Annotated in this window: 21 protein-coding genes and 1 other RNA gene; 15 read left to right on the top strand and 7 right to left on the bottom strand. The window is 61.3% G+C overall.

Features of this window, described 5'->3' with window-relative positions; all coding sequences use genetic code 11:
• The first annotated feature begins 367 nt into the window (after window positions 1-367).
• Window positions 368-1,618: an MFS transporter gene (locus tag ACQQ92_RS03370; RefSeq protein ID WP_117799207.1), complete on the top strand. Its 1,251-nt coding sequence runs from the start codon at window positions 368-370 to the stop codon at window positions 1,616-1,618.
• Window positions 1,619-1,875: 257 nt separating this feature from the next.
• The gene (locus ACQQ92_RS03365) at window positions 1,876-2,988 is read left to right on the top strand and encodes a hypothetical protein (protein ID WP_427795796.1); all 1,113 of its coding nucleotides are present in this window, start codon (window positions 1,876-1,878) and stop codon (window positions 2,986-2,988) included.
• 37 nt (window positions 2,989-3,025) lie between these two features.
• Here ACQQ92_RS03365 and ACQQ92_RS03360 read toward each other — a convergent pair whose 3' ends face one another.
• From ACQQ92_RS03360 to trpS, 3 genes are read right to left on the bottom strand one after another with little or no spacing between them, the layout of a single operon-like run.
• Window positions 3,026-3,358: an MGMT family protein gene (locus tag ACQQ92_RS03360; protein ID WP_427727578.1), complete on the bottom strand. Its 333-nt coding sequence runs from the start codon at window positions 3,356-3,358 to the stop codon at window positions 3,026-3,028.
• 51 nt (window positions 3,359-3,409) lie between these two features.
• Window positions 3,410-4,240: a Cof-type HAD-IIB family hydrolase gene (locus ACQQ92_RS03355; protein WP_427795795.1), complete on the bottom strand. Its 831-nt coding sequence runs from the start codon at window positions 4,238-4,240 to the stop codon at window positions 3,410-3,412.
• Between the two features lies 1 nt (window position 4,241).
• Window positions 4,242-5,291 (bottom strand): tryptophan--tRNA ligase, encoded by a 1,050-nt coding sequence (gene trpS, locus ACQQ92_RS03350; protein WP_427727574.1) that lies wholly within the window; start codon window positions 5,289-5,291, stop codon window positions 4,242-4,244.
• Between the two features lie 298 nt (window positions 5,292-5,589).
• Between trpS and ACQQ92_RS03345 the strand changes: the two genes are divergently transcribed.
• Window positions 5,590-5,979, top strand: coding sequence for a hypothetical protein (locus tag ACQQ92_RS03345; RefSeq protein WP_233543837.1), 390 nt, complete (start codon window positions 5,590-5,592; stop codon window positions 5,977-5,979).
• 87 nt (window positions 5,980-6,066) lie between these two features.
• Here the strand turns inward: ACQQ92_RS03345 and ACQQ92_RS03340 are convergent, their stop codons facing one another.
• Window positions 6,067-6,801 carry an HAD family hydrolase gene (locus ACQQ92_RS03340; protein ID WP_427795794.1) on the bottom strand — a complete coding sequence of 245 codons (735 nt, stop codon included), beginning with the start codon at window positions 6,799-6,801 and terminating at the stop codon, window positions 6,067-6,069.
• Between the two features lie 337 nt (window positions 6,802-7,138).
• Between ACQQ92_RS03340 and rpsA the strand changes: the two genes are divergently transcribed.
• From rpsA to ACQQ92_RS03325, 3 genes are all read left to right on the top strand, one after another.
• Window positions 7,139-8,305 (top strand): 30S ribosomal protein S1, encoded by a 1,167-nt coding sequence (gene rpsA, locus ACQQ92_RS03335; protein ID WP_154515317.1) that lies wholly within the window; start codon window positions 7,139-7,141, stop codon window positions 8,303-8,305.
• 343 nt (window positions 8,306-8,648) lie between these two features.
• An RNA gene (gene rnpB / locus ACQQ92_RS03330) (RNase P RNA component class A) lies at window positions 8,649-9,010 on the top strand.
• A gap of 355 nt (window positions 9,011-9,365) precedes the next feature.
• Entirely contained in the window at window positions 9,366-10,004 is a 639-nt protein-coding gene (locus ACQQ92_RS03325; protein ID WP_427795793.1) for an IMPACT family protein, read from the top strand.
• A 67-nt stretch (window positions 10,005-10,071) separates the two neighbouring features.
• Here ACQQ92_RS03325 and ACQQ92_RS03320 read toward each other — a convergent pair whose 3' ends face one another.
• Window positions 10,072-10,518 carry a C-GCAxxG-C-C family protein gene (locus tag ACQQ92_RS03320; protein ID WP_154515321.1) on the bottom strand — a complete coding sequence of 149 codons (447 nt, stop codon included), beginning with the start codon at window positions 10,516-10,518 and terminating at the stop codon, window positions 10,072-10,074.
• A gap of 230 nt (window positions 10,519-10,748) precedes the next feature.
• Here ACQQ92_RS03320 and ACQQ92_RS03315 point away from each other — a divergent pair, with 230 nt between their 5' ends.
• The 4 genes from ACQQ92_RS03315 to ACQQ92_RS03300 all read left to right on the top strand — a co-directional run bounded on the left by ACQQ92_RS03315 (window position 10,749) and on the right by ACQQ92_RS03300 (window position 13,562).
• Window positions 10,749-12,032 (top strand): O-acetylhomoserine aminocarboxypropyltransferase/cysteine synthase family protein, encoded by a 1,284-nt coding sequence (locus tag ACQQ92_RS03315; RefSeq protein WP_427719685.1) that lies wholly within the window; start codon window positions 10,749-10,751, stop codon window positions 12,030-12,032.
• A gap of 141 nt (window positions 12,033-12,173) precedes the next feature.
• On the top strand, window positions 12,174-12,461 hold the full coding sequence (locus tag ACQQ92_RS03310) for a hypothetical protein (RefSeq protein WP_427795792.1): 288 nt from the start codon (window positions 12,174-12,176) through the stop codon (window positions 12,459-12,461).
• A gap of 58 nt (window positions 12,462-12,519) precedes the next feature.
• On the top strand, window positions 12,520-13,098 hold the full coding sequence (locus ACQQ92_RS03305; RefSeq protein WP_427795791.1) for a xanthine phosphoribosyltransferase: 579 nt from the start codon (window positions 12,520-12,522) through the stop codon (window positions 13,096-13,098).
• Between the two features lie 65 nt (window positions 13,099-13,163).
• Window positions 13,164-13,562 carry a peptide chain release factor family protein gene (locus ACQQ92_RS03300; RefSeq protein ID WP_427794717.1) on the top strand — a complete coding sequence of 133 codons (399 nt, stop codon included), beginning with the start codon at window positions 13,164-13,166 and terminating at the stop codon, window positions 13,560-13,562.
• Window positions 13,563-13,649: 87 nt separating this feature from the next.
• Here the strand turns inward: ACQQ92_RS03300 and ACQQ92_RS03295 are convergent, their stop codons facing one another.
• Both ACQQ92_RS03295 and ACQQ92_RS03290 read right to left on the bottom strand, forming a co-directional pair.
• Window positions 13,650-14,612: a diacylglycerol/lipid kinase family protein gene (locus ACQQ92_RS03295; RefSeq protein WP_427795790.1), complete on the bottom strand. Its 963-nt coding sequence runs from the start codon at window positions 14,610-14,612 to the stop codon at window positions 13,650-13,652.
• An 87-nt stretch (window positions 14,613-14,699) separates the two neighbouring features.
• Window positions 14,700-16,121 (bottom strand): chloride channel protein, encoded by a 1,422-nt coding sequence (locus ACQQ92_RS03290; protein ID WP_427795789.1) that lies wholly within the window; start codon window positions 16,119-16,121, stop codon window positions 14,700-14,702.
• Window positions 16,122-16,331: 210 nt separating this feature from the next.
• Between ACQQ92_RS03290 and ACQQ92_RS03285 the strand changes: the two genes are divergently transcribed.
• From ACQQ92_RS03285 to ACQQ92_RS03265, 5 genes are all read left to right on the top strand, one after another.
• On the top strand, window positions 16,332-17,594 hold the full coding sequence (locus tag ACQQ92_RS03285) for a molybdopterin molybdotransferase MoeA (RefSeq protein WP_427795788.1): 1,263 nt from the start codon (window positions 16,332-16,334) through the stop codon (window positions 17,592-17,594).
• A gap of 10 nt (window positions 17,595-17,604) precedes the next feature.
• Window positions 17,605-18,084 (top strand): MogA/MoaB family molybdenum cofactor biosynthesis protein, encoded by a 480-nt coding sequence (locus ACQQ92_RS03280; RefSeq protein WP_427719679.1) that lies wholly within the window; start codon window positions 17,605-17,607, stop codon window positions 18,082-18,084.
• A 205-nt stretch (window positions 18,085-18,289) separates the two neighbouring features.
• The gene (gene modA, locus ACQQ92_RS03275) at window positions 18,290-19,162 is read left to right on the top strand and encodes a molybdate ABC transporter substrate-binding protein (protein ID WP_427795787.1); all 873 of its coding nucleotides are present in this window, start codon (window positions 18,290-18,292) and stop codon (window positions 19,160-19,162) included.
• 115 nt (window positions 19,163-19,277) lie between these two features.
• A complete protein-coding gene (gene modB, locus ACQQ92_RS03270; protein WP_427795786.1) occupies window positions 19,278-20,759 on the top strand; it encodes a molybdate ABC transporter permease subunit in 1,482 nt (493 codons plus the stop codon).
• A gap of 3 nt (window positions 20,760-20,762) precedes the next feature.
• The gene (locus tag ACQQ92_RS03265) at window positions 20,763-21,833 is read left to right on the top strand and encodes a sulfate/molybdate ABC transporter ATP-binding protein (protein WP_427747751.1); all 1,071 of its coding nucleotides are present in this window, start codon (window positions 20,763-20,765) and stop codon (window positions 21,831-21,833) included.
• Window positions 21,834-21,969: the final 136 nt, after the last annotated feature.

Genomic DNA, 21,969 nt, shown 5'->3' with positions numbered 1-21,969 from the left:
CGTTTGCGTGACGTCCCCGGCGCCGCGCTCCAGATTGCGATGGGGAGGAGGCGAGTCCCCGAGCAGTCCGTGCGGCTGCTGATTGCATTGTGATATCACATTGAGACCAAGTCAAGGAGAATCGGATGCCGTCTCTCATGGCATAAGTGGTTCGGGGCGCCCGGCATCTACGCTCCGTAGAGGTCTTCCTGTTGCATCTTGGCTCGCAAGTCCCTATAATAGCCCCACTCACGGCTGAAGGTTTACCTCGAGATTTGGAAAGGGGAGCTGCACCATGCTTGCTTCCATGAGGATTTGGCTCTAGCCACGGTCGCGTGAGCGACCGGTACTTCGCTGCATACCACCGATCGCATCAAAGGATTATTCCATGACACAACCGAATCCCTGCGCTTCTTGGAAGCGCTCGCTCGCCATCGTCTGGATCGGCGAGTTCTTCTCCGTGCTCACGAGCTCCATTCTGCAGATGGGTCTCATCTGGCACGTCACCCTCACCACCGGCTCCGCGAGCGCCCTGTCGTTCGTGAGCCTGGCGGCCTTCTTGCCCATGGCGCTCCTCGGCGCCTTCGCGGGCACCATCGTGGACCGCACGTCCATCAAGCGTCTCATGATCGGCGCCGATCTCTTCATCGCGGCCGTGAGCCTCACGCTTGTCTTCGGCTCGCTTCGGGGCGACCTTTCTGTCGCCGTTGTGGCGGCGGTGCTGTTCGTCCGTGCGCTGGGCAGCACGCTCCATACGCCCGCCTTCAACGCGCTCACACCGCTCATCGCCCCGCCCGAGGTGCTCGGCAAGCTGGCGGGCATGCTGCAGTTCATGCAGTCGGGTAGCTATATCATCGGCAACGCCATCGCCGCGGCGGTCTACCCGGCGTTTGGTCTGACTTTCATGATCGCGCTCGATGTCGCCGGGGCGGTGCTCGCGAGCATCGCGGTGGCGACCTCCGGCATCAAGACGCCGGCGCCCGAGCGCCATACGCCCGAGGAGAACGCCGAGGCGTCGCACCGCGCGGTGCGGGCCTTCCTATTGGAGACGGCCAACGGGTACCGCGAGCTCAAACGCCATCACGGTCTGTTCGCCATGCTCTGGATCGGCTTCGCCTTCTCGGTCCTGTTCTCGCCCATATCCGCGCTGTTCCCGCTCATGGTGTTCGACCATTTTGGGGGCACCACTACGCAGTCGGCTATCGCGGAGATCGCGTTCTCGGTCGGCATGATCGCGGCGAGCGGCTGGATCGGGGCGACGGGTGGCCTTAAGAACCGCGCTCTTTCGTGCACGCTGGCCATCGGCCTCTTCGGAGCGGGCACGCTCGCGGGCGGCCTCGTGCCCCCTTCCGCGCTCGTTGTGTTTCTGGGGCTTACGTTCGCGATGGGGGTCTCGAGTCCGCTGTACAGCGCGCCGCAGATGGCGCTCATGCAGGAGCGCGTCGATCCCGAGTGCATGGGCCGCGTCTTCGGTCTGTACGGAGCGGTCTGCAGCTGGGCTATGCCCGTGGGGCTCGTCGCATCGACCTTGTTCGCGGACGCCATCGGCGTAAGCGCGTGCTTCGTGCTCATCGGTGCTGCAATGGTGATCCTAGCAGGCATCACCTGGGCGATCCCGAGCATCCGCAAGATTGGGTAGCGCTCTGGCGGAGTGCGTTTCGTTTCGGACGGCTCGTAGGGTCGCTGCGACGTGAAGGGTGGTCGACGGTGCGCCTGCGAGGGCGCCGTCGACCACCCTTTTGTTTAATTCGTCTGGCCCGGCGCCGATCATCATCTGTTCGCCGGGCGATTGCGATGCCGCCGCTTGCCGATACGCGGCTCCTTACGTTGTGCGCATCCCATCGTTCTGGCAGCGTTTCCTGCAGTTAATCTCCAGAGCTCGAGGCGGTGGCCCCTATGAGTAATCTGCTCGAATCCATTCTGCGCGTCGGTATGACCGTGTTCATCGTCGGCCCGCTCACTGCATGGGTCGCCCGCCGCGGCGCGAGCGAGCGCAGCGAGGCAACGGACAGCCTCGATTGCTTCACGGTGCGCATGCCCGCAGCCATCCGCACGATCATCGCCTGCTGCGCCGTCGCGTTCGAACTGCTCATGCTGGGTGTCTACGTCTGGCAGGGCGTCTCGCTGGGCGAGTGGGACCACGAACTTGTGTGGTTCGGTCATGCCATGGCGCTCGCGGGTATGGCTATCTGGGCCTTGCTGAGCATCCCGCGTATCGACGTGGACGGTGGGCGCATTCTCTCGCGTAACGCCTTCGGCATCCGCAAGGAGACGACGTTTGGCAACATCACCCGTGCAACGCTTCACGCGCAGATGATGAGGATCGACCTGTTCGAGGGCGACCGGAAGTTCTGCTCGATAAGCCTCGAGGGGGTGTGCTCGCTCAACCTCCTCGCCCGTCTGGAGGAAGAGGGCATCGAAGTCTCGGACGCCGTCGACGGTCCCATGACCAAGGCGGGCCTGTGTTGGTCTGCCATCAAGCCGTTGACGATTGTTTTCAACGGCATGGCCCTCGTCTTCTCGCTCGTCCTCGCCTTCATGGCGGTCTTCACCGACGAGGGTGCGCGCCTGCTCGTGCTCATCCCGTTCCTGTTCCTGTTCATAGGGGGGTTCCTGCCCCTGCTCATGCTCGGCATGCCGGCCCGCGGCATCCTCGAGATCGGCAGGCAGGAGCGCGCGCTCGGTTTCTCCTTCTCCGAGGAGATGGCAAGCCGAGGTGCCACGGGTACTTCGCTTGTCGATGACGATTGGTTCATCGAGATCAGCAACGCCCGCGTCGTGGCGTTTCGCCGCGATTACCTCAAGAAGATCACGGCGCACGAGAACAGCGAGAGCGGCGACCGCTGCACGGTGACCACGAGGGGTGGTCGCAAAATCAAGGTGTATGCAAGCGGGCAGCACGCTCGAGGACCTGCGCACGTGGTTCAAACAGGGTGCCAAGGTCAGAAGCACACTCGACCGCGCGGGGGACGCACTCGAGGCGACCGTTTGATTGGGTTGCCTGCCTAGGATCCAAAACGGGAAGGGGCGCTGTCGGCGCCCCTTGTCATACCAGGCCCGCTGGCCAGCGAGAGGCCTGCAGGTCGACATGTCCGTTGGCGAGGAAGGCAACGCCTTCGTCCTCGAGCAGTGTGCGCTGCGCCTCGGGCCCACCGAAGGCGAAGCCCGCAGCGAGGCGGCCGTCGGCAAACACGATGCGATGGCAGGGGATGACGCCCGGTTGAGGGTTGACGTGCAGGGCATATCCCACGTAACGGGCTCGCCTGGGCTCGCCGACGAGCTTGGCGATCTGCCCGTAGGTGGCGACCATGCCCGCGGGAACCTGTGCGACCATCTCGTAGACGCTCCCGAAGAAGCCCTCGCGGTTCCTATCAGCCATCACAAACCTTTCAGTGCGCGGGTATCGGCGCGCCCGCGAGCAGCGGACGCGCTACGCCTCCAAATACCTCTCGACAAGCTCCTCAAACGCGCCGTCCATGCCCGTGGTCTCGAGCGCGCCGTCGCAGTGGGGGCGCACGTCGTCGGTGACGTTCGCCACGCCCACGCCGAGTCCAGCGGCCTGGATCATGGAGAGGTCGTTGGCGGAGTCACCCACCGCGATGACCTCGCTCATGGGGATACCGAGCATCTCGGCCAGGCGCGTCAGGCCGGCTCCCTTGTTCACGCCTGCGGGCATGAACTCGAGGTAGCGCTTCGAGGAGAACGTGATCTCGACGCCAAGGCGCTGCGCCAGGGGCTCAAGATCACCCCCGAGCTTCTGCAGTGCGTCAAAGTCCCTGTTCACAAACAGGATCTTCACGATGTCGCGCCCATCCAGGAAGGACAGGTCGGGGTGGTCTGCGCTCGAGATATGCGTCACGCCGCTGATCGAGGTGAGGTACGCACGCTCGTCGTCGTCCGCATCGGGCACGAAGACGTGTCCGTCAGCGACGTTGATGTGCATGCTAAGCCCCAGCTCAAGGCCCTTTTGATAGAGCTGCTCGGCACAGTCGCGCGAGAGTCCGCAGGTGGTGAGCGGGCAGGGGTCGCCCACGCGGTTGATAAACCCGCCGTTGTACGACAGAACGTATCCGCCTTCGAGCAGCGACGCATCGACGGCCGCGAAATTGTGCATGATGGACGAGTACCAGCGCCCGCTTGAGGGGACGAACAGAACCCCCAGCTCCTTCATGCGCTTGAGCGCGCGGATGTTCGCCTCGGGGATGGCGTGATTGGAGTCGAGGAAGGTCTCGTCCATATCGCTTGCAACAAGGCGGTACATGCTAGTACACCATGCCCATGGCCTCGCGCACCTCGGCGAGCGTGGCCTCGGCGACCTCGTTAGCGCGGCGGTTGCCCTCGTGCAGGACGTCCTTGACGTAGTCCATATCCTGCACGAGCTCCTCGCGGCGCGCGCGGATGGGGGCGAAGTGCTCGTTCACGCTCTCGGTGACGTACTTCTTGAGCGCGCCTGCGCCGCCCATGCCGATCTCCTCGGCGATCTCGACCTCGGAGCGGCCGGTACAGATGGCGGCGGTGGAGAGCAGGCCGGACACACCGGGACGGGCTTCGGGGTCGAACGTGATCATGCGCTCGCCGTCGGTCTGGCTCTTCTTGATGCGCTTGGCCGTCTCCTCGGCGGTCATGGAGATGTTGATGGCGTTGCCGTAGGACTTGCTCATCTTGCGCCCGTCAAGGCCGGGCAGCAGCGGCGTGTCGGACAGCAGCGCGTCGACCTCGGAGAACACCTTGCCGTAGCGGTTGTTGAACTTGCGTGCGATGGTGCGGGTGAGCTCGATGTGCGGCAGCTGGTCGCGCCCGACCGGCACCACGTTGCCCTTGCAGAACAAGATGTCGCACGCCTGGTGCACGGGGTAGGTGAGCAAAAGGCCGGTGAGCTCATGGCCGCTGGCCTCCATCTCGGCCTTGACGGTGGGGTTGCGCTGCAGCAGGGCCTCGGAGACGAGCGGCAAGAACGGCAGCATGAGCTGGTTTGCCGCGGGCACGGCGGAGTGCGTGTAGATCATCGTCTTGTCGGGGTCCAGGCCGCAGGCCAGGTAGTCGATGACCATGTTGTAGACGTTGTCCTGGATGTTATCGGTGCTGTCGCGGTCGGTGATGACCTGGTAGTCGGCGATGAGCACGTTGGTGTGCACGCCCATGTCCTGCAGCTCGACACGGCTCTTGAGCGTGCCGAAGTAGTGGCCCAGGTGCAGACGGCCGGTGGGGCGGTCGCCGGTGAGCATGGTGTACTTCTCGGGGTGCTGCGGCAGGTCGGCGCGGATCTGGTTGCTGCGCTCGAGGCTGACCTCATAGCTGAGCTCGTTGGGCATGCTGTCTCCTTTTGGGTTGAGTGCCTGGCCGGCATTGTCGGTCTTGGTTGAAGATGAAGCTACCAGAGAAACGGCGTCTCTTGCCGGAATCAACGATGGTTTTCGCCGTGTCGTCCCGCAGGGCCGTTTCCCTTCTTGGGAAGGAGCCCCTCGATATGCTCGAGCCGCTCCTCATGGGCCACGTGCGCCGCGCGCTCCTCGGCGGCGAAAGCGGAGTCTTCGGGCGTGACGGTCTCATCTCGCTGTCGACTCCGGTACCACCGCGACGGCGCTCCTGAGCCTGCTCGTCGACAAGCCGGTGACTATCTACACCACCAACGGCTATGCATGTCGGTTTACGGGCGAGCTTGCTGCTAAGGTGGTGGTAATTGGCGGCGACTTCAACCCCGTTACCTGCTCGCTCACCGGTCCTATGGTTGAGAGCGCGCTGCGCGAGCTGTACTTTGACCGGGCGTTTATAGGTGTCAACGCGGTGGACGAGGACCGCGGTATCATGACGCCAGGTTATCCCGAGGCTATCAAAAAACGTATCGTGATGCAGAATTCCCAGGCGAGTTACGTACTCGCCGATAGCTCCAAGTTCCACGTGTTTTCAAATGTAAAGGTGTGCGACCTGGAGGGCTTTACTGTTATTTCCGACAGGCGCGACTCCAAAATCGGCGAACGCGTCAAAATGATCACGGCCTAGGACACTGGGGCATCGCATCTTGCCCTCAAGCCGTTGCCCACGTAACGAAGCGTGGGGCAAACGTGCGCCCCATTCCTGATTTGGGGACTAGCTTAGTTCGTTGGCTACTTGGTGCTCGTAGAAGGCATCGATTACGGCGTTAAAGTCGCGGGCGAAGTCTTCCATGGTTCCGCGCCAGGTGGCTCGACTGGGTTTTCCCTGGCCCACATAGGCAGTTTGAATACCGCAGGCGGGGCTGGGGAAGTCGCGCTTGGGGTCGTTGCCCACCATAAGGACCTCGTGCGGTTCGAGTCCCATGGCCTGCAGCTGCTCCAGGTAATAGGTGGCATCGGGCTTGCAACGGGTGGCGTTTCCCATGTGCGTCACGAGCTCAAAGGGGGCGTCGGCCAGGTCACCCCAACCCATGCGGCATTCGATGGCCCCCTGGGGAAAGCTGGGGTTGGTAAAGAGTGCGCAACGCAGTCCTGCGTCCCGTACAGCCTGGAGCGCGGCGTGTGCGCCCGGCATGGCGTGGGCATTGATGGCATCGTCATTCTTGTACGGGAGAACTTCGCGTTCATAGTAGGTAAACGCCTCGTAGATGAGTGGGTCCGAGAGGCAGATGCCGCACCTGCGCTCGACCTCGGTGCGGTAAAACTCAAGATTGGTGCGATTGTCCGTGCTGCTTCGGCGATTGGCGTTGAGGTCGACCAGGATGGTGCCGAGGCGTGCCATCGTGCCACCGCGGCTGCATCGTCCGATATCCGCGAGCATTGACGAGACATCCTTAAAATAGCGAAGGATAAACGCGTTGAGATTGATGCTGAGAAGCGTCTCGTCCATATCGAAAACGACTGCTTTGAGCACGCGGGCACCTTTCTCGAAAAATCGTTTAGAACGTTGGCTCCGGATACTTTACCCCAAAGCCGTATACTCAACTGCTTATCGTCAACTTATGGAGACGGTCGTTCACAAGATTGCGAAAAAGTCTCCATACGAGTAAAAAATCGCAGTTCACGCTTGAAATCGAAGTGATTTCCACGTAACCTATACGAACGTGATTGCATAAGCGTCACATTAGTATCTGTCGGCTCCCGAGTGTTCCTAAACGTTGTGTGCTTGTCGCACCCTTCTGTAGGTCCTAGCAATCGGGGCCCCGTAGTTCGAAAGGGGTCCACCTTTGAGTGAGATTCAGAACTCGTCCATTTTCTCTCTTGACGATGTCAACGAGGAGGAGATGAACAACCTCATCGACGGTACGATTACCGACTTTGATGAGGGCGATCTCGTTAACGGTACTGTCGTTAAGATCGAGCATGACGAGGTGCTCGTTGACATCGGATTCAAGTCCGAGGGCGTTATCCCGGTCCGCGAGCTGTCCATCCGCAAGGACGCTAACCCTGCAGACATCGTTGCACTCGGTGATTCCATCGAGGCCCTGGTTCTCCAGAAGGAGGACAAGGACGGTCGTCTGGTCCTTTCCAAGAAGCGTGCCGAGTACGAGCGTGCTTGGAACCGCATCGAGGAGAAGTTCAACTCCGGCGAGAACGTCGAGGGCGAGGTTATCGAGGTTGTCAAGGGCGGCCTGATCCTCGACATCGGCCTGCGTGGCTTCCTGCCCGCTTCCCTCGTCGACCTCCGTCGCGTCAAGGACCTCACCTCCTACATGGGCACCCGCATCGAGGCCCGCGTCATCGAGATGGACCGCAACCGCAACAACGTCGTTCTCTCCCGTCGCGTCGTGCTTGAGGAGTCCCGTAAGGCCGAGCGTTCCGAGATCCTGTCCAAGCTCAAGTCTGGCATGCGTCTCCAGGGCACCGTTTCCTCCATCGTCGACTTCGGCGCCTTCGTCGACCTCGGCGGTATCGACGGTCTCATCCACATCTCCGAGCTCTCCTGGAACCACGTCAACCATCCTTCCGAGGTTGTCAAGGTCGGCCAGGAGGTCGAGGTCGAGGTTCTCGACGTCGATCTCAACCGCGAGCGCATCTCCCTGGGTCTCAAGCAGACCACCGAGGATCCGTGGCGCGCACTGGTCAAGAAGTACCCCGTCGGCGCTATCGTCGAGGGCACTGTGACCAAGCTTGTCCCGTTTGGCGCTTTCGTCGATCTGGGCGAGGGCATCGAGGGCCTGGTGCACATCTCCGAGATGGCCAACAAGCACGTCGACCAGCCTTCTCAGGTCACCCACGTGGGCGACAAGGTTCAGGTCAAGGTCATGGAGATCGACCTCGACCGTCGTCGTATCTCCCTGTCTATGAAGTCCGCTGCTGAGACTCTGGGCGTCGAGATCGAGGTTACCCCGCTGCCTTCCGAGAAGAAGGACGAGGAGACCGACGCCGAGTAAATCGGTTTGACGATCACTTGCTTTAAGGGATCCGTCCGCAATGGACGGGTCCCTTTTTGCGTCTGCCGGTGAGGTGCGCAATGCCACTCGTGCGCAATGCTGTCCGGGCTGTTCACGGGGGCTATTGGGTTGTCGGTGCATGAAAATGCCGACATCCCGCCTCGGGGAGGAGGCGGGAACGCACCGAGTAGACGGAGGGGTGCGGAGCGCGGTCGCGTCTCGACTGGCGACGTTGCCCATCGACAACCCTATTGTACTGCATGGCATGGTTCTTGGTATATCGTGTCGAAGGCTTGTGTTGTGCCTTTGCCTGCGGCAACGGTATGTTACACTCTTGCACTGCTGAGTGGGCCAGACGGTCGCGCGATGTGCTGCTTGCGGCACGCGTGAGGAAAGTCCGGGCTCCAGAGGGCGGGATGCCGGCTAACGGCCGGGCGGAGTGATCCGACGGAAAGCGCCGCAGAAAAGAAGACTCCCACCTGCGCCGCAAGGCGTAAAGGGAAAAGCTGAAACGGTGGTGTAAGAGACCACCAGCGTCGTGGCAACACGGCGGCTTGGCAAGCCCCATCCGGAGCAAGCGCGAATAGGAACGCTATGGGCCGGCCCGGTCCGCGTTCGGGTAGCGTGCGTGGAGCTGCACGGTAACGTGCAGACAAGATAAATGACCGTTCACGACAGAACCCGGCTTATAGGCCCACTCGGCACTTTGTTGACGCTGCGAACCCGTCAGCGCGACAATCTGCCTTTCAAGCCTTCGGGCATGACCATAAGGTCAATGCCCTCGTCTTTCAAGGCACCTTGCTCGCGCTGACGGGTTCTCGCTTTCGTTGACGGAATCATCGGCGGTTCCGCTCTTGGCATCTCGCTGTTTTTGCCTGGTCATCGGCAGCCTCATTTCTGTTGCAATCTCGTCTTTCAAGGCACCTTGCTCGCGCTGGCGGGTTCTCGCTGTTGGTGACGGCCTCATTGGCGTTTTCGCTCTTGTTGGCGAGGACAACGGTGCTGTCTTTGCCGTATTATTGAGGCTGTTTGTTGCCGCGCTTAGTTTTGTTGAGGGGCTTTGTTGGACAGTTGTTTTACTCTGCGATCGAATATTGAGGCTTCTGGCGAGTTTGTGGATCGCAAGAGCCGGTTTATTGCCCAGCTGGTCCATATTGAATCCGAGGATGAGGCGAATGCCTTCATCGAGATGGTTCGCAAGCGTCATTACGACGCTCGACACAATGTTCCCGCGTGGATTTTGGTCGATGGACGCGAGCGTCAGAGTGATGACGGTGAGCCGAGCCGCACGAGCGGCATGCCGACGCTCGAGGTGTTGCGCGGCGCTGGGCTCAAAAATGTTTGCTGCGTGGTGACGCGCTATTTTGGCGGCACGCTGTTGGGGCCCGGTGGCTTGGTGCGCGCCTATACCGCGGCGACGCAGGCGGCGGTGGCAGCTGCTCAGGAGGCAGGGCAGGTCGTTGAGATGACGAGCGTCGTGCCTGTTGACGTTCACGTGGCCTATCCGCAGTATGAGCAGGTGCTTCGTTTGGCGCAGGATTCGGGTGCCAAGGTTTCGGATACCGATTACGCGGATGCCGTGACGATTCATTTGGTGTTTAAGGCGGGGGAGCAGGAGCCTTTTTGCGCTAAGATGCGCGAGCTTATGGCGGGGCGCGAGGAGATTGAGGTCGGCGCTCCCAAATTTGCCGAGTTCTAACGGCGACGGCCGGCGTGCTTTTGGATGAATCCCAAGCACGCCGGCCGTCGTTTTCTGTTGCCGCCGTTTACTCGGCGAGCTGCTTTAGCACATCGCAGGCGATCTCGATGGCGTCGTCGATGCAGCCGGGGCAGCTGCGGAGCGGACCATTGTCCGATCCGATGCCCTTGAGCGTGCCGCAGACGGTCGTCGTGTTTTTCGTTTTAAAACGCTTGGCGATTTCGCGCGACAGCTTGTAAGTCTGGCCCTTGGTCTTGGGGTTATCCATGCCGTCGCTCATTACAAAGCCCATGATGGCCACGGCGCCCGAGATAGCGCCGCAGGTCTCGGTCATGCCGCCCATGCCGGCGCCAAAGCCCTCGGTGAGGATAAAGGCGGTCTGGGGGTCGAGCCCGACGGCGGGTGCGAGCGTGCAGGCGACGGCCTGTGCGCAGTTAAAGCCACGGGCGTGGTATTCGGCAGCCTGAGCCTGACAGGCGGTGATGTCGAGCTGGGCAGTATCGATTTGCTTCATCGTTGTCTCCTCGGTAACGGTGTACTCGCCTATGGTACCCTTGCCGATGCATTTGTTCATCGAAAGCCTCATGTATGCCTCATTTTTATCTATCGAATAAATGCCAAGATCTGCGATAAATGCCCCCGGTTGATTTGTCCCATAACCTACCTTGGGGATGGGTTGAGAGGGGTGCGGGGTAGCGGTATCGTGAACCGGATAAAAATGTAACCCAGGCAAGGGAGCTAGATATGAGCGAGCAGACCATCGGTACTACATGTGTTCAGGGCGGCTATCACCCGGGAGATGCGGAGCCGCGCCAGGTGCCCATCTACCAGTCCACCACGTGGAAGTACGACACGTCCGAGCACATGGGCAAGCTGTTTGACCTGGAGGAGTCTGGCTATTTCTACAGCCGTCTGCAGAACCCTACGTGCGATCTGGTTGCCGCCAAGATCTGCGAGATGGAGGGCGGCACCGCTGCGATGCTCACGAGCTCGGGCATGGCTGCGAACTTCCTCGCGATCTTTAACGTGGCCGGCGCCGGCGATCATGTGGTCGCAAGCTCGGCCATCTACGGCGGTACCTACAACCTGCTTGCCCATACCATGGGTCGTATGGGCGTTACCTGCACGTTCGTTGCGCCCGATTGCACCGATGAGGAGCTCGAGGCAGCCTTTGAGCCCAATACCAAGCTCGTCTTTGGCGAGACGATCGCCAACCCCGCCCTTGCCGTGCTCGATATTGAGCGCTTTGCCAAGGCCGCGCATGACCACGGCGTGCCGCTGATGGTCGACAACACCTTCCCGACGCCCGTGATGTGCCGTCCCTTTGAGTGGGGCGCCGATATCGTTACGCACTCCACCACCAAGTACATGGATGGACATGGGGCCTGCCTGGGCGGCGTGATCGTCGACCACGGCCAGTTTGACTGGATGGCCCATGCGGACAAGTTCCCGGGTCTCACCACGCCCGATGAGAGCTACCACGGCGTGACCTATGCCGAGAAGTTCGGTCGCGAGGGCGCCTTCATTACCAAGGCAACCGCTCAGCTCATGCGCGACCTCGGCCCCATGCAGAACCCGCAGGCGGCGTTTTTCCTGAACAGCTCGCTCGAGAGCCTGCATGTGCGCATGCCGCGTCATTGCGAGAACGGCCTGGCTGTTGCCAAGTTCCTGCAGAGCCATCCCAAGGTGCGCTTCGTGAGCTATCCGGGTCTGGAGGGCGACAAGTACTATGACTTAGCTCAAAAGTACATGCCCAACGGTACCTGCGGCGTTGTGAGCTTTGGCTTTAACGGTGGTCGCGCGGCGGCCGAGACCTTTATGAAGAGCCTCAAGCTCGCTCAGATCGCCACGCATGTGGCCGACGCCCGCACTTGCTGCCTGCATCCCGCTAACGCCACGCACCGCCAGATGAACGATGAGGAGCTTATCGCCTGTGGCATCTCCGCCGACATGGTGCGCCTGTCGTGCGGCCTCGAGGACACGGCCGATCTGATTGCCGACCTTGAGCAGGCGCTCGAGCAGTGCTAGGCTAGCGTTCGTGCAAGGCGCCGATGCCGGCAGAAAGCTTCGGCGACCTTTAGCTCCGATACCGTAGGCGGGGCCCCAATCGCGACTGTTTGCAGGCGATTGGGGCCCCGTTTTTGTGTTGCGCCACTCGAAAGGATGGATATGGAGAAAACCGCAGAGCAACTGCGCCGCGAACACATCGCTCTTGAGGGAGACACCCATGGCAAGAACAAATGGGCGATTCTGTTTACGGTGCTCATCATGACGTTTATGGTGTCTCTGGATTCGACCGTCGTGACCGTGGCGCTGCCCGTGATGCAAAAGGAGCTGGGCTTGGGCCTCGATCGCATTCAGCTGGTAAGCTCGGTGTATCTGCTTGCGGCTTGTGCGGCGATGCGGCTTTGTGGTGCGATGCGGCTTGTGGGGCGGGCGGGGGTCGGTCCGTGGTAGACTATCGAGCAACGTTTATTAATCGCGCGGTATCGTTGCCGCGAGAAGGGGTTGCGCCATGCAGGAGCTTGAGGACCGTATTCGCCATGACGGCATCGTAAAGGCCGGTAATGTCCTTAAGGTTGATGCTTTCCTCAACCACCAGTGCGACGTTGAGCTGTTTGACCACATGGGCGCCGAGTGGGCCCGTCTGTTCGAGGATGTCGAGATTAACAAGATCCTTACGATCGAGGCTTCGGGCATTGGCATGGCTTGCATTGCAGCCCAGCATTTTGGCGGCGTGCCGGTGGTCTTTGCCAAGAAGGCGCAGTCCATCAACCTCGACGGCGAGCAGTATGCCACGACCATCTATTCCTTTACCAAGCAGAGGGAGTACCCGGTCATCGTTGGCAAGCGCTTCCTGTCCGAGGGCGACAAGGTCCTGATTATCGACGACTTCCTGGCCAACGGATGCGCGCTCGAGGGTCTTATCAAGATCTGCGAGGCCGCGGGTGCAGAGGTTGCCGGCATTGGCATTGCGGTGGAGAAGGGTTTCCAGGGCGGTGGCGATAAGCTCCGCGAGCGCGGCTTCCGTGTTGAGAGCCTGGCCCGTATCGCCGATATGGACTGTGAGAACGGCGAGATCACCTTCGCCTAAGCGCGCAACACAAGCGATTGGTATGCGATGTGACAAAGGGACTGTCCCTTTGTCACATTTTTTGTATGAGGGGAGGTGTTGATATGGATGAGAACACGATGGGATGGCGTGAGTATGCGCGCTATGCCGAGATGTCGGTCGAGGAGCTGGCGCGCGATTGCGAGGTGCAGGTGTTTCGCGCGACGGGCCCGGGCGGGCAAGGCGTGAACACGACGGACTCGGCGGTGCGCATGAAACACATCCCTACGGGGATTACCGTGACGGCGCGCGAGAGTCGCAGTCAGTTCCAAAATCGTAGCTGCTGTTTGCGTAAGCTGCGCGCTGAGCTTGAGCGTCGTGGGCGTCCACCGCGTCGACGCGTAAAGACCAAGGTGCCTCAGCGCTCTCGCCAGCGCAGACTTAATGACAAGCACTTCAACGCCATTAAAAAGGCCAACCGCCGCAAGCCGGGCGGGGAGGAGTGATCTTCTCGATAAGTTGCGGTGAAGTAGGGGCTGTTTTGCGGCTTTACCTGCATAAACAGTCCCTATTTCACCGCAACTTAGGGGTGGTTAGCGGGTTGGACGCCAGACTTGGAGGGCGCGGGGTAGGATGTCGACTTCGATGCGCGAGGCGATAACAGGTTCGCCGTCGGCCTGGATGGGGTAGTCGGGCTCCTCAAAGGTAAGCACGGCATGGCGGCAGCGACGCATGCAAACCGGCGGCAACTTGGTATGGTGGCCGTCCTTGGCCGAAAGGAACATGGGAAGCGCGACCGCGCGCGGAACGGGGCCGCAGGCGTAGCAAACGTCGAGCATGCCGTCGCACGGGTCGGCGTCGGGACAGATGCGATAGCCCGAGCCATAGGTGGGGCCCAGCTGAATCGCCATGATGATCGCCCTCACGCGCTCGGTGGGCGCGCCGTCAAAGCTGACTGTCATGGGGTAGTTGCGATAGCGCAGGCCAAACTGTTCAAGTCCCGAGAGGGTGTAGAGCGGAGCGCCGGTGAGGCCCGTCTTTTTGCGCAGCTCGGTGGTGCCCAGGCCGATGGCGGCGTCAATACCGACGGAGAGCGTCTGGTCGTAGTACTCAACGGAAGCCTCGCCGCTACCGCTTGCAGGGTTCCATGAGCGAATGCGACCGATGTCCTGACGCTGCAGCTCGCAGGTGAGCAGCGCGCCAAAATCCTTGCCGGAGAAATCTTCTATACCGAGCGTTTGGGCAAAATCGTTGCCGGAACCCACGGGTAGGATGGCAAGAGCGGGGCGGGGGTCCTCCTTTTGTGCCATAAGCCCGTTGAGGACCTCGTGGATCACGCCGTCGCCGCCAAGGGCGATAACGGTGCGATAGCCCTGAGCCCGTGCGGCCAGCTCCTTGGCGTGCCCCATACGCTCGGTCAATACCAGGTCAAACTGGGATGCGCGTGCAGTCATGTCCAAAAAGCGTTGCAGGCGCTCGGCAACTTCGCGCGCCGCACCCGATTGGGCGGCTGGGTTGGCGATGATGAGCGTGCGACCAAAATCAGTTGCGTGCATGGGCGACTCCCGGCATATGGCGTGACGGTGCGGTCACGCTCGGGTCGAATTGCCCCCCGATTGTGGCTGCACGGCGAATACTTACGTCTACTCTATCAGGTCGTTGTGGCGCTCGATAGCATCCGCTACCGTACCGCCCTCATCCACTATAAGCGAACGGCGCTTGGGTGAGATGATGCGCTGGGCAGGGTACACGCCGCGGTGTCCGCCGGCGAGATAGCTGATAAAGGCCACGATGACAAAGAACCCGGCGGCCGTGCCGTGGAACAGGTCGATGGCCATCATGCAGGTGGTGATGGGCACGTTAAGGCCGGCGCAGAACACGCCGAGCATGCCGAGAGCCGCCAGAAAACTGGGGTCGAGCCCGGTAAGGCAACCGATCCAGCCACCGAGTGCCGCACCGATGCCAAACAGGGGCGTGACCTCGCCGCCTTGGAAACCGGCACCCAGGGTGAGTGCCGTTACGACGAGCTTGATGCCGGCGTCGGCGAGGGTGGTGTTGCCGGCAAACCCGGCGCCCGAAAGCCACGTGGAAAGGCCGGCGTAGTCCCAGGCGTCGAGGAGGGCATAGACAGCCAAAACCACGAGTGCGCCTATAAGTGCGCGAACGAGGTAATTGGTGATAAAGCGACCGTACAGGCTCTTGACGGTTCGAACCGACCAGGCAAAGAGGCGTGCCGTCAGACCGAAGATAATGGCGCTGATAACAACGATAACGACCGTTTTGGGCGTCATGGCGGGAACGCTGGCGATGGCATTCGCTTCGTACTCGGTACCCAGGGCGAGTGATGTAAAGTAGCCGGTAAACGAGGCGACCAGGCAGTAGATCCCTGCGGTGTAGTCGATCTTGCCGATAAAGCACATCTCCATGCCAAAGAAAGCTCCGGCAAGGGGCGAACCGAATACGGCGCCAAAGGCCGACGAGATGCCGGCGAGCATGAGGTCGTGGTGGTCATGCTTTTTGAGGTGGGCGAGGCTTGAGATGTTGCTGGCGATGGTGCCGCCAATCTGCACCGCGGCTCCCTCGCGACCGGCCGATCCGCCCGTTAGGTGCGTGAGCGTGGAGCAGACGAAGGTGAGGACGGCCATGCGCATATGGATGAGGCGTGTACCCAGAGCGGAGTCGATGACCAGGTTGTTACCGCGTTTGGCGGCAAGACCGTGGTTTTTGTACACCCATGCGGTGGCAACGCCCACAACGGGAAGCAGCGCGTAGATCCACGTATGGTGCTCGCGATAGTCGGTCGCGATATTCAACGAGGCCAAAAACGCCCAAGCGGCAACGCCCATGGCGAGCGAGACGATGACGACGAGTACGAGCAACTTAGCGCTCGCGAGTAGGTTGTGGGCATTGCGGCGCGTGTCGGCAGCCAAGAGATGCTCGGAGCGGGTGAGCTGTTGCCTGCCTGCCATGATGACGTCGTTAAGGGAGAAAAAGCCGCCGTCGTCGAGCGGCTGGGAATGATCCTGCGCCTCGTTTGCGCTTTCGGGTTTGTCGGTAAAAGCCATACGCTCCTCTTTTAGGTTGCAACACGAGCATTATAGAACGTGCCAAACGTGACAAACCGGCAGGTTGGTTTCGGTTCTGTTTCGCGGCTTGCGGCCGTCAGATGTATTCGAGAACGTGGGCCGTTTCGCCGTCGTGCGGCAGGGGATTATACTGAGACAAGCATAAAGAATTGGCGCCCCCGTTGTGCGCTGTGGCATTAAGAGGTGCATATGGCAGAGAAACTCATTCCGCTGGAGGACGCGCAGTCGATTGTTCTGTCGCACGTTGCTCCGACCGATCTCGTCGAGATTCCCGTGTGGCAGGCCGCCGGTCTTCCCTTGGCCGAGGACGCGGTGGCCGATATCGACATTTCGCCGTTTGCTAACAGCGCTATGGACGGATATGCCGTACGCGCCGTCGACCTCGCCAAAGCGTCCACCGATGCGCCCGTGACGCTTTCTGTCGTGGGGCACGAGGCTGCGGGCCATGTGTTTGAGGGCGCAATCGGCGCGGGCGACACGGTTCGTATCATGACGGGCGCGCCGGTACCCGAAGGTGCCGATGCCGTGGTGAAGTACGAGATCGTCGATGTGCTCGACGGTGACGGCAACGAGGGCTCGCGTGTGAGATTCTCGGCGCCGGCCAAGGTGGGGGAGAACGTTCGATCGGCTGCTGAGGAAGCGCATACTGGCGACGTCGTGATGTACGCCGGGGAGGTTGTGGCTCCGGCGGGCGCCGGCTTGCTGGCGAGCGCCGGGTATGCGAGCGTGAAGGTGCATGCCGCGCCGCGCGTGGGCATTATCTCGCTGGGGACGGAACTGGTCGCACCGAGTAACGTGCCGGCGCGCGGGCAGATTCGCGACTCCAACTCGTCGGCGTTGATGGCCGAGGCGCTCGATGCAGGAGCCGAGCCCGTGTTCTACGGCATTGCGCCCGATGATGAGCGGGCGATTGCCGAGTTGGTGCATCGCGCCGCGCAGGAGTGCGATTTTGTCATTACGAGTGGTGGCGCCTCTGCGGGTGATTACGACTATGTGACGGCGCTCGTTCGGCGCGAGGGCGAGGTGCTGTTCGACCGCATCTCGATGCGTCCCGGCAAGGCCATCACGTTTGGCCTGCTTGGGGGCAAGCCATATTTGGGACTTTCGGGCAATCCCGCGGCGGCGTATGTGGGCTTTGAGATGCTCGCCCGTCCGGCGATCCGCAAGATGCGCGGCTTTGCCGAGGGCGTGCGTCCCGTGCAGCAGGCGAAGCTCACACACGGCGTGAAGAAGCGACAGCATCGCCGCTTCTTCGATCGTGCCACGGTTTTGCGCGACCCCGAGACCGGTGAGCTGTTGGTGACCGAGGCCAAGACGCAGAATTCGGCGCTGCTCGGCACGATGCAGCGGGCCAACTGCCTGCTGCGTATTGACGAAGGCCCGTGTGACCTCAGGGCGGGCGACGTCGTGGATGTCGTGCGTGTCGACTTGCCTGAGGGCGCGGTGCTATAGGAGGAACGCTATGGAGTTGAAGATTTCGATTGTGACGTGCTCGGATACGCGCGATCTTGCCCAGGACGAGGCGGGTGCTGCGCTCGAGGAACTCATCGCGGCGCAGGGCTGGGCGGTCGCCTCACATGTGGTCGTGCGCGACGACATCAGCGAGATCGGTGATGCCATTGTGGAAGCGGCCGATGAGTACCACGCCAATGTCGTGCTTACCTGCGGCGGCACGGGCCTTTCGATGCGTGACGTGACGCCCGAGGCGACGCGTGCCGTCTGCGACCGCGATGTACCGGGTATTGCAGAGGCAATCCGTGCGTACTCCATGACCAAGACGCGCCGCGCTATGCTTTCGCGCGCCGTGTGCATGCAGCGTGGGCATACGCTTGTCATCAACTTTCCGGGATCAACGAAAGCGGCCCGCGAAAGCTGGGAGGCTGTGAGCGACCAGCTGGAGCACGCAGCTCAAATGACGGCGGGGGGCGGGCACGCCAAATAAGCGCATTACCTGCGGCGGAGTGACCTTACGGGCTGCTCCGCCTTTTTTATGCAGCGACAGTGCGGGCCGTCTCGTGGTTATCGGTAAAGGAAAATTATTAGACGAGAAATATTTATCACAAACACTATTCGCGCAAAAGTATAATCTAGTTACAGAATAAAGCTTGCGGCGGGGTGCCCGGGCGTAGCGTTCGAAAGGGTTGAACATGTTCGATACGGTTTCTCGCCGCGGGTTCGTTTCACTTTCCGCTGTCGCCGCTGCCGGCCTTGGGCTTGCCGGCTGTTCCGGCAGCAAGACGTCTGGGCCGACTGGCTCCGATGCCGGTTTTGCTAAGGCATCTTCCAAGAAGGCTGTCGAGCTGCAAGTCTTTGCTGCCAACTCGCTCGAGAAGGCCCTGCCCGAGGTTCAGAAGCTCTATGCCGACCAGACCGGCACCACGTTTGCCGACACGCAGTTTAAGGCGTCTGGCGACCTTGTCGAACAGATGCGCGCCGGTGCTGCGGTCGACGTACTCATCACGGCCTCCAAGGGCACCATGGACGACGCCGAGGCCGCCGAGCTCGTCGACGCCGACACGCGTGAGGACATGTTCGTCAACGACCTCGTGGTCATTCGTGCCGAGGGCTCCGAAACCAGGGTCGAGGCCATCGCCGACGTCGCGAACCTGGACGGCAAGATCGCCATCGGCGACGCCAAGACCGTTCCCGCCGGCAAGTACGCCAACCAGGCGCTGGCTTCTGTGGGCCTCTACACCGGCACCGAGGGCGACGACGGCGAGTATGCGCCCGATCTCGCCGACAAGGTGGCTCTGGCCGACAAGGTCGGCACCGCTGCGTCTTACGTCTCTACGGGCGACTGCGTGGCCGGTTTTGTCTACAGCTCCGATATCTTCCGCTACGTCGGCATCGAGGAGACCTTCGTGTGCCCCGAGGACTCGCACAAGCCCATCGTGTATCCCGGCGCTGTTGCCGAGAGCTCCGAGCACGCCGACGAGGCCAAGGCGTTCATCGACTTCTGCCTGACCAACAAGAAAGCCCAGAAGATTTGGGCTAAGTACGGCTTTGAGCTTTCCGCGTAGTTCGCAACATCGCTGCATAACGATATGCTTGAGGGCGGGCGTTCTCGCGATCGCCCGCCCTTTTGATTGAACCGGCGTGTCCGCGCGCCGTTGCCCTGTGTTTGAGGAGTCGCCCGTGTCAAGGAAAACGATTCGCCTGCTCGCCGTGCTGGCTGCGGTTCTGTGCGTGCTGACCGCACCGCCCGGGGTTGCTCGGGCCGAGGCGCTCTTCACCACCGCCGATGGCCGCCAGGCGACCGAAGATTCCGCGCTTATCGATGGCGTCGGGTTTGGCCTCAACGCGTTTGAGCGCAATGCCAAGGGCACGGCCCGTTCGTTTGCGGGTCAGCCCGAGGGCTACCGTTTTCCTATCTACAAGAAGACGACCCTCGTGACGGTGACGACGCCTGAGAGCATCGTGGTCTGGCTCGACGCCCATGCCGCCAAAGACGCGGGGCTCGATATCTCAAAGGCAGATGACCAAAAGGCGCTCAAGAAGATGCTCGTGGGGCTCGACAAGTCACACTCCATGGGTGGGGCGTTGCTGGAGGACTCTAATCTCGAATGGGTCTTTACCTCGGATAACGCGCTGGTGCAGAGCGATTACCGCTATCAGTTTAAGGTGAAGGGCGGCAACGGCGATTACTACACGGTAGTGAATGCCGCCGACGCCGCGAATGCCGAGCTAGATTTGGGTGACGGCGTCCTGTGGAGCGATAACGCCGCCCTCGTGCGGTATGCGGACGTGTCGACGACGGTGCCGCCGTCGCTGGCGGAGCGCGCCGCAGCCTTCTTGGGCGACATCGACTATCGCCCGTTTTGGGTGTCCATTAAAACGAGCGGCCTTGCCCTGCTGATCTCCTTTGCGCTGGGGCTGTTCGCCGCGTGGAAGACTATGGGTACCTCGAGCCACATCAAGGGCCTGCTCGATTCGGTTTTTACGATTCCTATGGTATTGCCGCCCACGGTCTGCGGCTTTCTGCTCCTCATGCTGTTTGGCCGCTCGACCGGGGTGGGCCAGTGGCTCATCGCGCACGGCATCTCGATTGTCTTTACGTGGCCGGCGGCGGTGATATCTGCCGTGGTGGTGTCGTTTCCCCTGGTCTACCGTACGGCACTCGGTGCCTTCGAGAGCCTCGACACGCAGATGCTCGACGCCGCGCGAACCTTGGGATGGTCCGAACGTCGCATCTTTGCCAAGCTCATGATGCCGCTCGGCTGGCCCTCCATCGCCGCCGGCACGGTGCTCGCCTTTGCCCGCGCGATGGGCGAGTTTGGCTGCACCCTGTTCTTTGCGGGCAACTACGCCGGCATTACGCAGACCATTCCCATCGCCATTTACTTTGAATGGATGGGCGGCAACACGTCGGTGGCCCTCTTTTGGGTCGCCGTCGTGATCATGTTCTGCTTCCTGGTCATCCTGTTCATCAACATGTACACGGCGCATTCGCAAAAGTACCGCGAGCGCGGCCTTTCCCGTGCGGAGCGCAAGCAGGCCAAAGATCTCGCCGGACAGGGCGATTCGCTCGACCCGGCGGGCGGCGATGCCTTGCGTATCGATCGCGAGGCGCTGGCCGAGCTCATGCGCGATGACGCCGTCTCGGAGGGAAGTCGATAGGCCATGTCGCTCGTTCTGGATATCAAAAAGCACTATCCCGGGTTTACACTCGACATGCAGCTTGAGGCCGGCGAGGAGCGTGTGGCGCTGCTGGGCGCCTCGGGCTGCGGCAAGAGCTGTACGTTGCGCTGCATTGCCGGCGTGGAGACGCCCGACGAGGGCAAGATCGTCGTCAACGGTGTGACCTTTTTTGACTCGGCGGCGGGCATCAACCTGTCGCCCCAGGAGCGAAAATGTGCCCTGCTGTTCCAAAACTATCAGCTCTTTCCCAACATGACGGTGGCCGATAACGTATGTGCCGGCGTAAAGGACGCGGGCGACGCCGCGGCGCGCAAAAGGTTGGCGGAGCGCTATCTGGGCATTTTCGGCCTGGCCGATTTTGCCGACCGCTACCCCGCGCGCCTTTCGGGCGGGCAGCAGCAACGCGTGGCGCTCGCCCGCATGGTGGCGGCGCATCCGGGCATCTTTATGTTCGACGAGCCCATGAGCGCGCTTGATTCCTATCTTAAGAGCGCCCTCGAGCAGAACATGCTCGACTTGTTCGATGTCTGCAACCGCACCGTGCTCTACGTGAGCCATGACATTGACGAAGCGTGCCGCCTCTGCCAGCGCATCTGCGTGATGCATAACGGGCATGTGGAGGAGATCGGCTCCGTCGAGGACGTGGTCCGCCGTCCGCAGACGCTGGCGGCGCTGCGCCTGACGGGCTGCAAGAACACAAGCCGCGCACGAAAGATCGGGCCCGAGGAAGTTGAGGCCCTCGACTGGGGCATGACCTTTAACGTGGGTCGCGAGGTTCCCGATAATGTGGTGTACCTGGGCATTCGCGCAAGTTACTTCCATGTGGACAACCGTGCCGAGCGGGGCCGCAACAGCTATGATTTGCACGTGGCCCGAGTGAGCGATTCGCGCTTTGAGCGCCTGGTGCTGCTGGACGTACCGCGCGTCGATGCGCCAACGCGTCTGCAGTGGAAGGTCAACAAGGTGAGCGTACCTGTCGACGGGCTGCCGCAAGCGGGCGAGACGCTGCGCATGCATTTTGATGCGAGCAGGATTCATTTGGTCTGTCGATAGCGCCGGGTAATGCCGTCGGGGATATAAGTCTCGGCGGCTTTGTCTTGCCGTTCGCCGAATGAGGGATGACAAATTCTTATCAATTAAGATAATTATTTATTAAACGACGGCACACGACGCTGTCGTACGAATGTCA

The sequence above is a fragment of the Collinsella sp. SGI.241 genome, from assembly GCF_050312955.1.
In the GTDB taxonomy this organism is placed as follows: domain Bacteria; phylum Actinomycetota; class Coriobacteriia; order Coriobacteriales; family Coriobacteriaceae; genus Collinsella.
Note: the sequence above shows the minus strand (reverse complement) of the source record. Positions and strands in the feature narration are given on the sequence as shown.

Excerpts from the sequence above, each read along its gene's own strand:
- ACQQ92_RS03370 (WP_117799207.1), top strand. The coding sequence starts at position 368 with ATGACACAACCGAATCCCTGCGCTTCTTGGAAGCGCTCGCTCGCCATC.
- ACQQ92_RS03300 (WP_427794717.1), top strand. The coding sequence starts at position 13,164 with ATGAGGGGAGGTGTTGATATGGATGAGAACACGATGGGATGGCGTGAG.
- ACQQ92_RS03285 (WP_427795788.1), top strand. The coding sequence starts at position 16,332 with ATGGCAGAGAAACTCATTCCGCTGGAGGACGCGCAGTCGATTGTTCTG.
- ACQQ92_RS03320 (WP_154515321.1), bottom strand. The coding sequence starts at position 10,518 with ATGAAGCAAATCGATACTGCCCAGCTCGACATCACCGCCTGTCAGGCT.
- ACQQ92_RS03295 (WP_427795790.1), bottom strand. The coding sequence starts at position 14,612 with ATGCACGCAACTGATTTTGGTCGCACGCTCATCATCGCCAACCCAGCC.
- ACQQ92_RS03315 (WP_427719685.1), top strand. The coding sequence starts at position 10,749 with ATGAGCGAGCAGACCATCGGTACTACATGTGTTCAGGGCGGCTATCAC.
- ACQQ92_RS03365 (WP_427795796.1), top strand. The coding sequence starts at position 1,876 with ATGAGTAATCTGCTCGAATCCATTCTGCGCGTCGGTATGACCGTGTTC.
- ACQQ92_RS03340 (WP_427795794.1), bottom strand. The coding sequence starts at position 6,801 with ATGGACGAGACGCTTCTCAGCATCAATCTCAACGCGTTTATCCTTCGC.
- ACQQ92_RS03310 (WP_427795792.1), top strand. The coding sequence starts at position 12,174 with ATGGAGAAAACCGCAGAGCAACTGCGCCGCGAACACATCGCTCTTGAG.
- ACQQ92_RS03355 (WP_427795795.1), bottom strand. The coding sequence starts at position 4,240 with ATGTACCGCCTTGTTGCAAGCGATATGGACGAGACCTTCCTCGACTCC.
- ACQQ92_RS03265 (WP_427747751.1), top strand. The coding sequence starts at position 20,763 with ATGTCGCTCGTTCTGGATATCAAAAAGCACTATCCCGGGTTTACACTC.
- ACQQ92_RS03305 (WP_427795791.1), top strand. The coding sequence starts at position 12,520 with ATGCAGGAGCTTGAGGACCGTATTCGCCATGACGGCATCGTAAAGGCC.
- trpS (WP_427727574.1), bottom strand. The coding sequence starts at position 5,291 with ATGCCCAACGAGCTCAGCTATGAGGTCAGCCTCGAGCGCAGCAACCAG.
- ACQQ92_RS03360 (WP_427727578.1), bottom strand. The coding sequence starts at position 3,358 with ATGGCTGATAGGAACCGCGAGGGCTTCTTCGGGAGCGTCTACGAGATG.
- ACQQ92_RS03290 (WP_427795789.1), bottom strand. The coding sequence starts at position 16,121 with ATGGCTTTTACCGACAAACCCGAAAGCGCAAACGAGGCGCAGGATCAT.
- ACQQ92_RS03280 (WP_427719679.1), top strand. The coding sequence starts at position 17,605 with ATGGAGTTGAAGATTTCGATTGTGACGTGCTCGGATACGCGCGATCTT.
- modA (WP_427795787.1), top strand. The coding sequence starts at position 18,290 with ATGTTCGATACGGTTTCTCGCCGCGGGTTCGTTTCACTTTCCGCTGTC.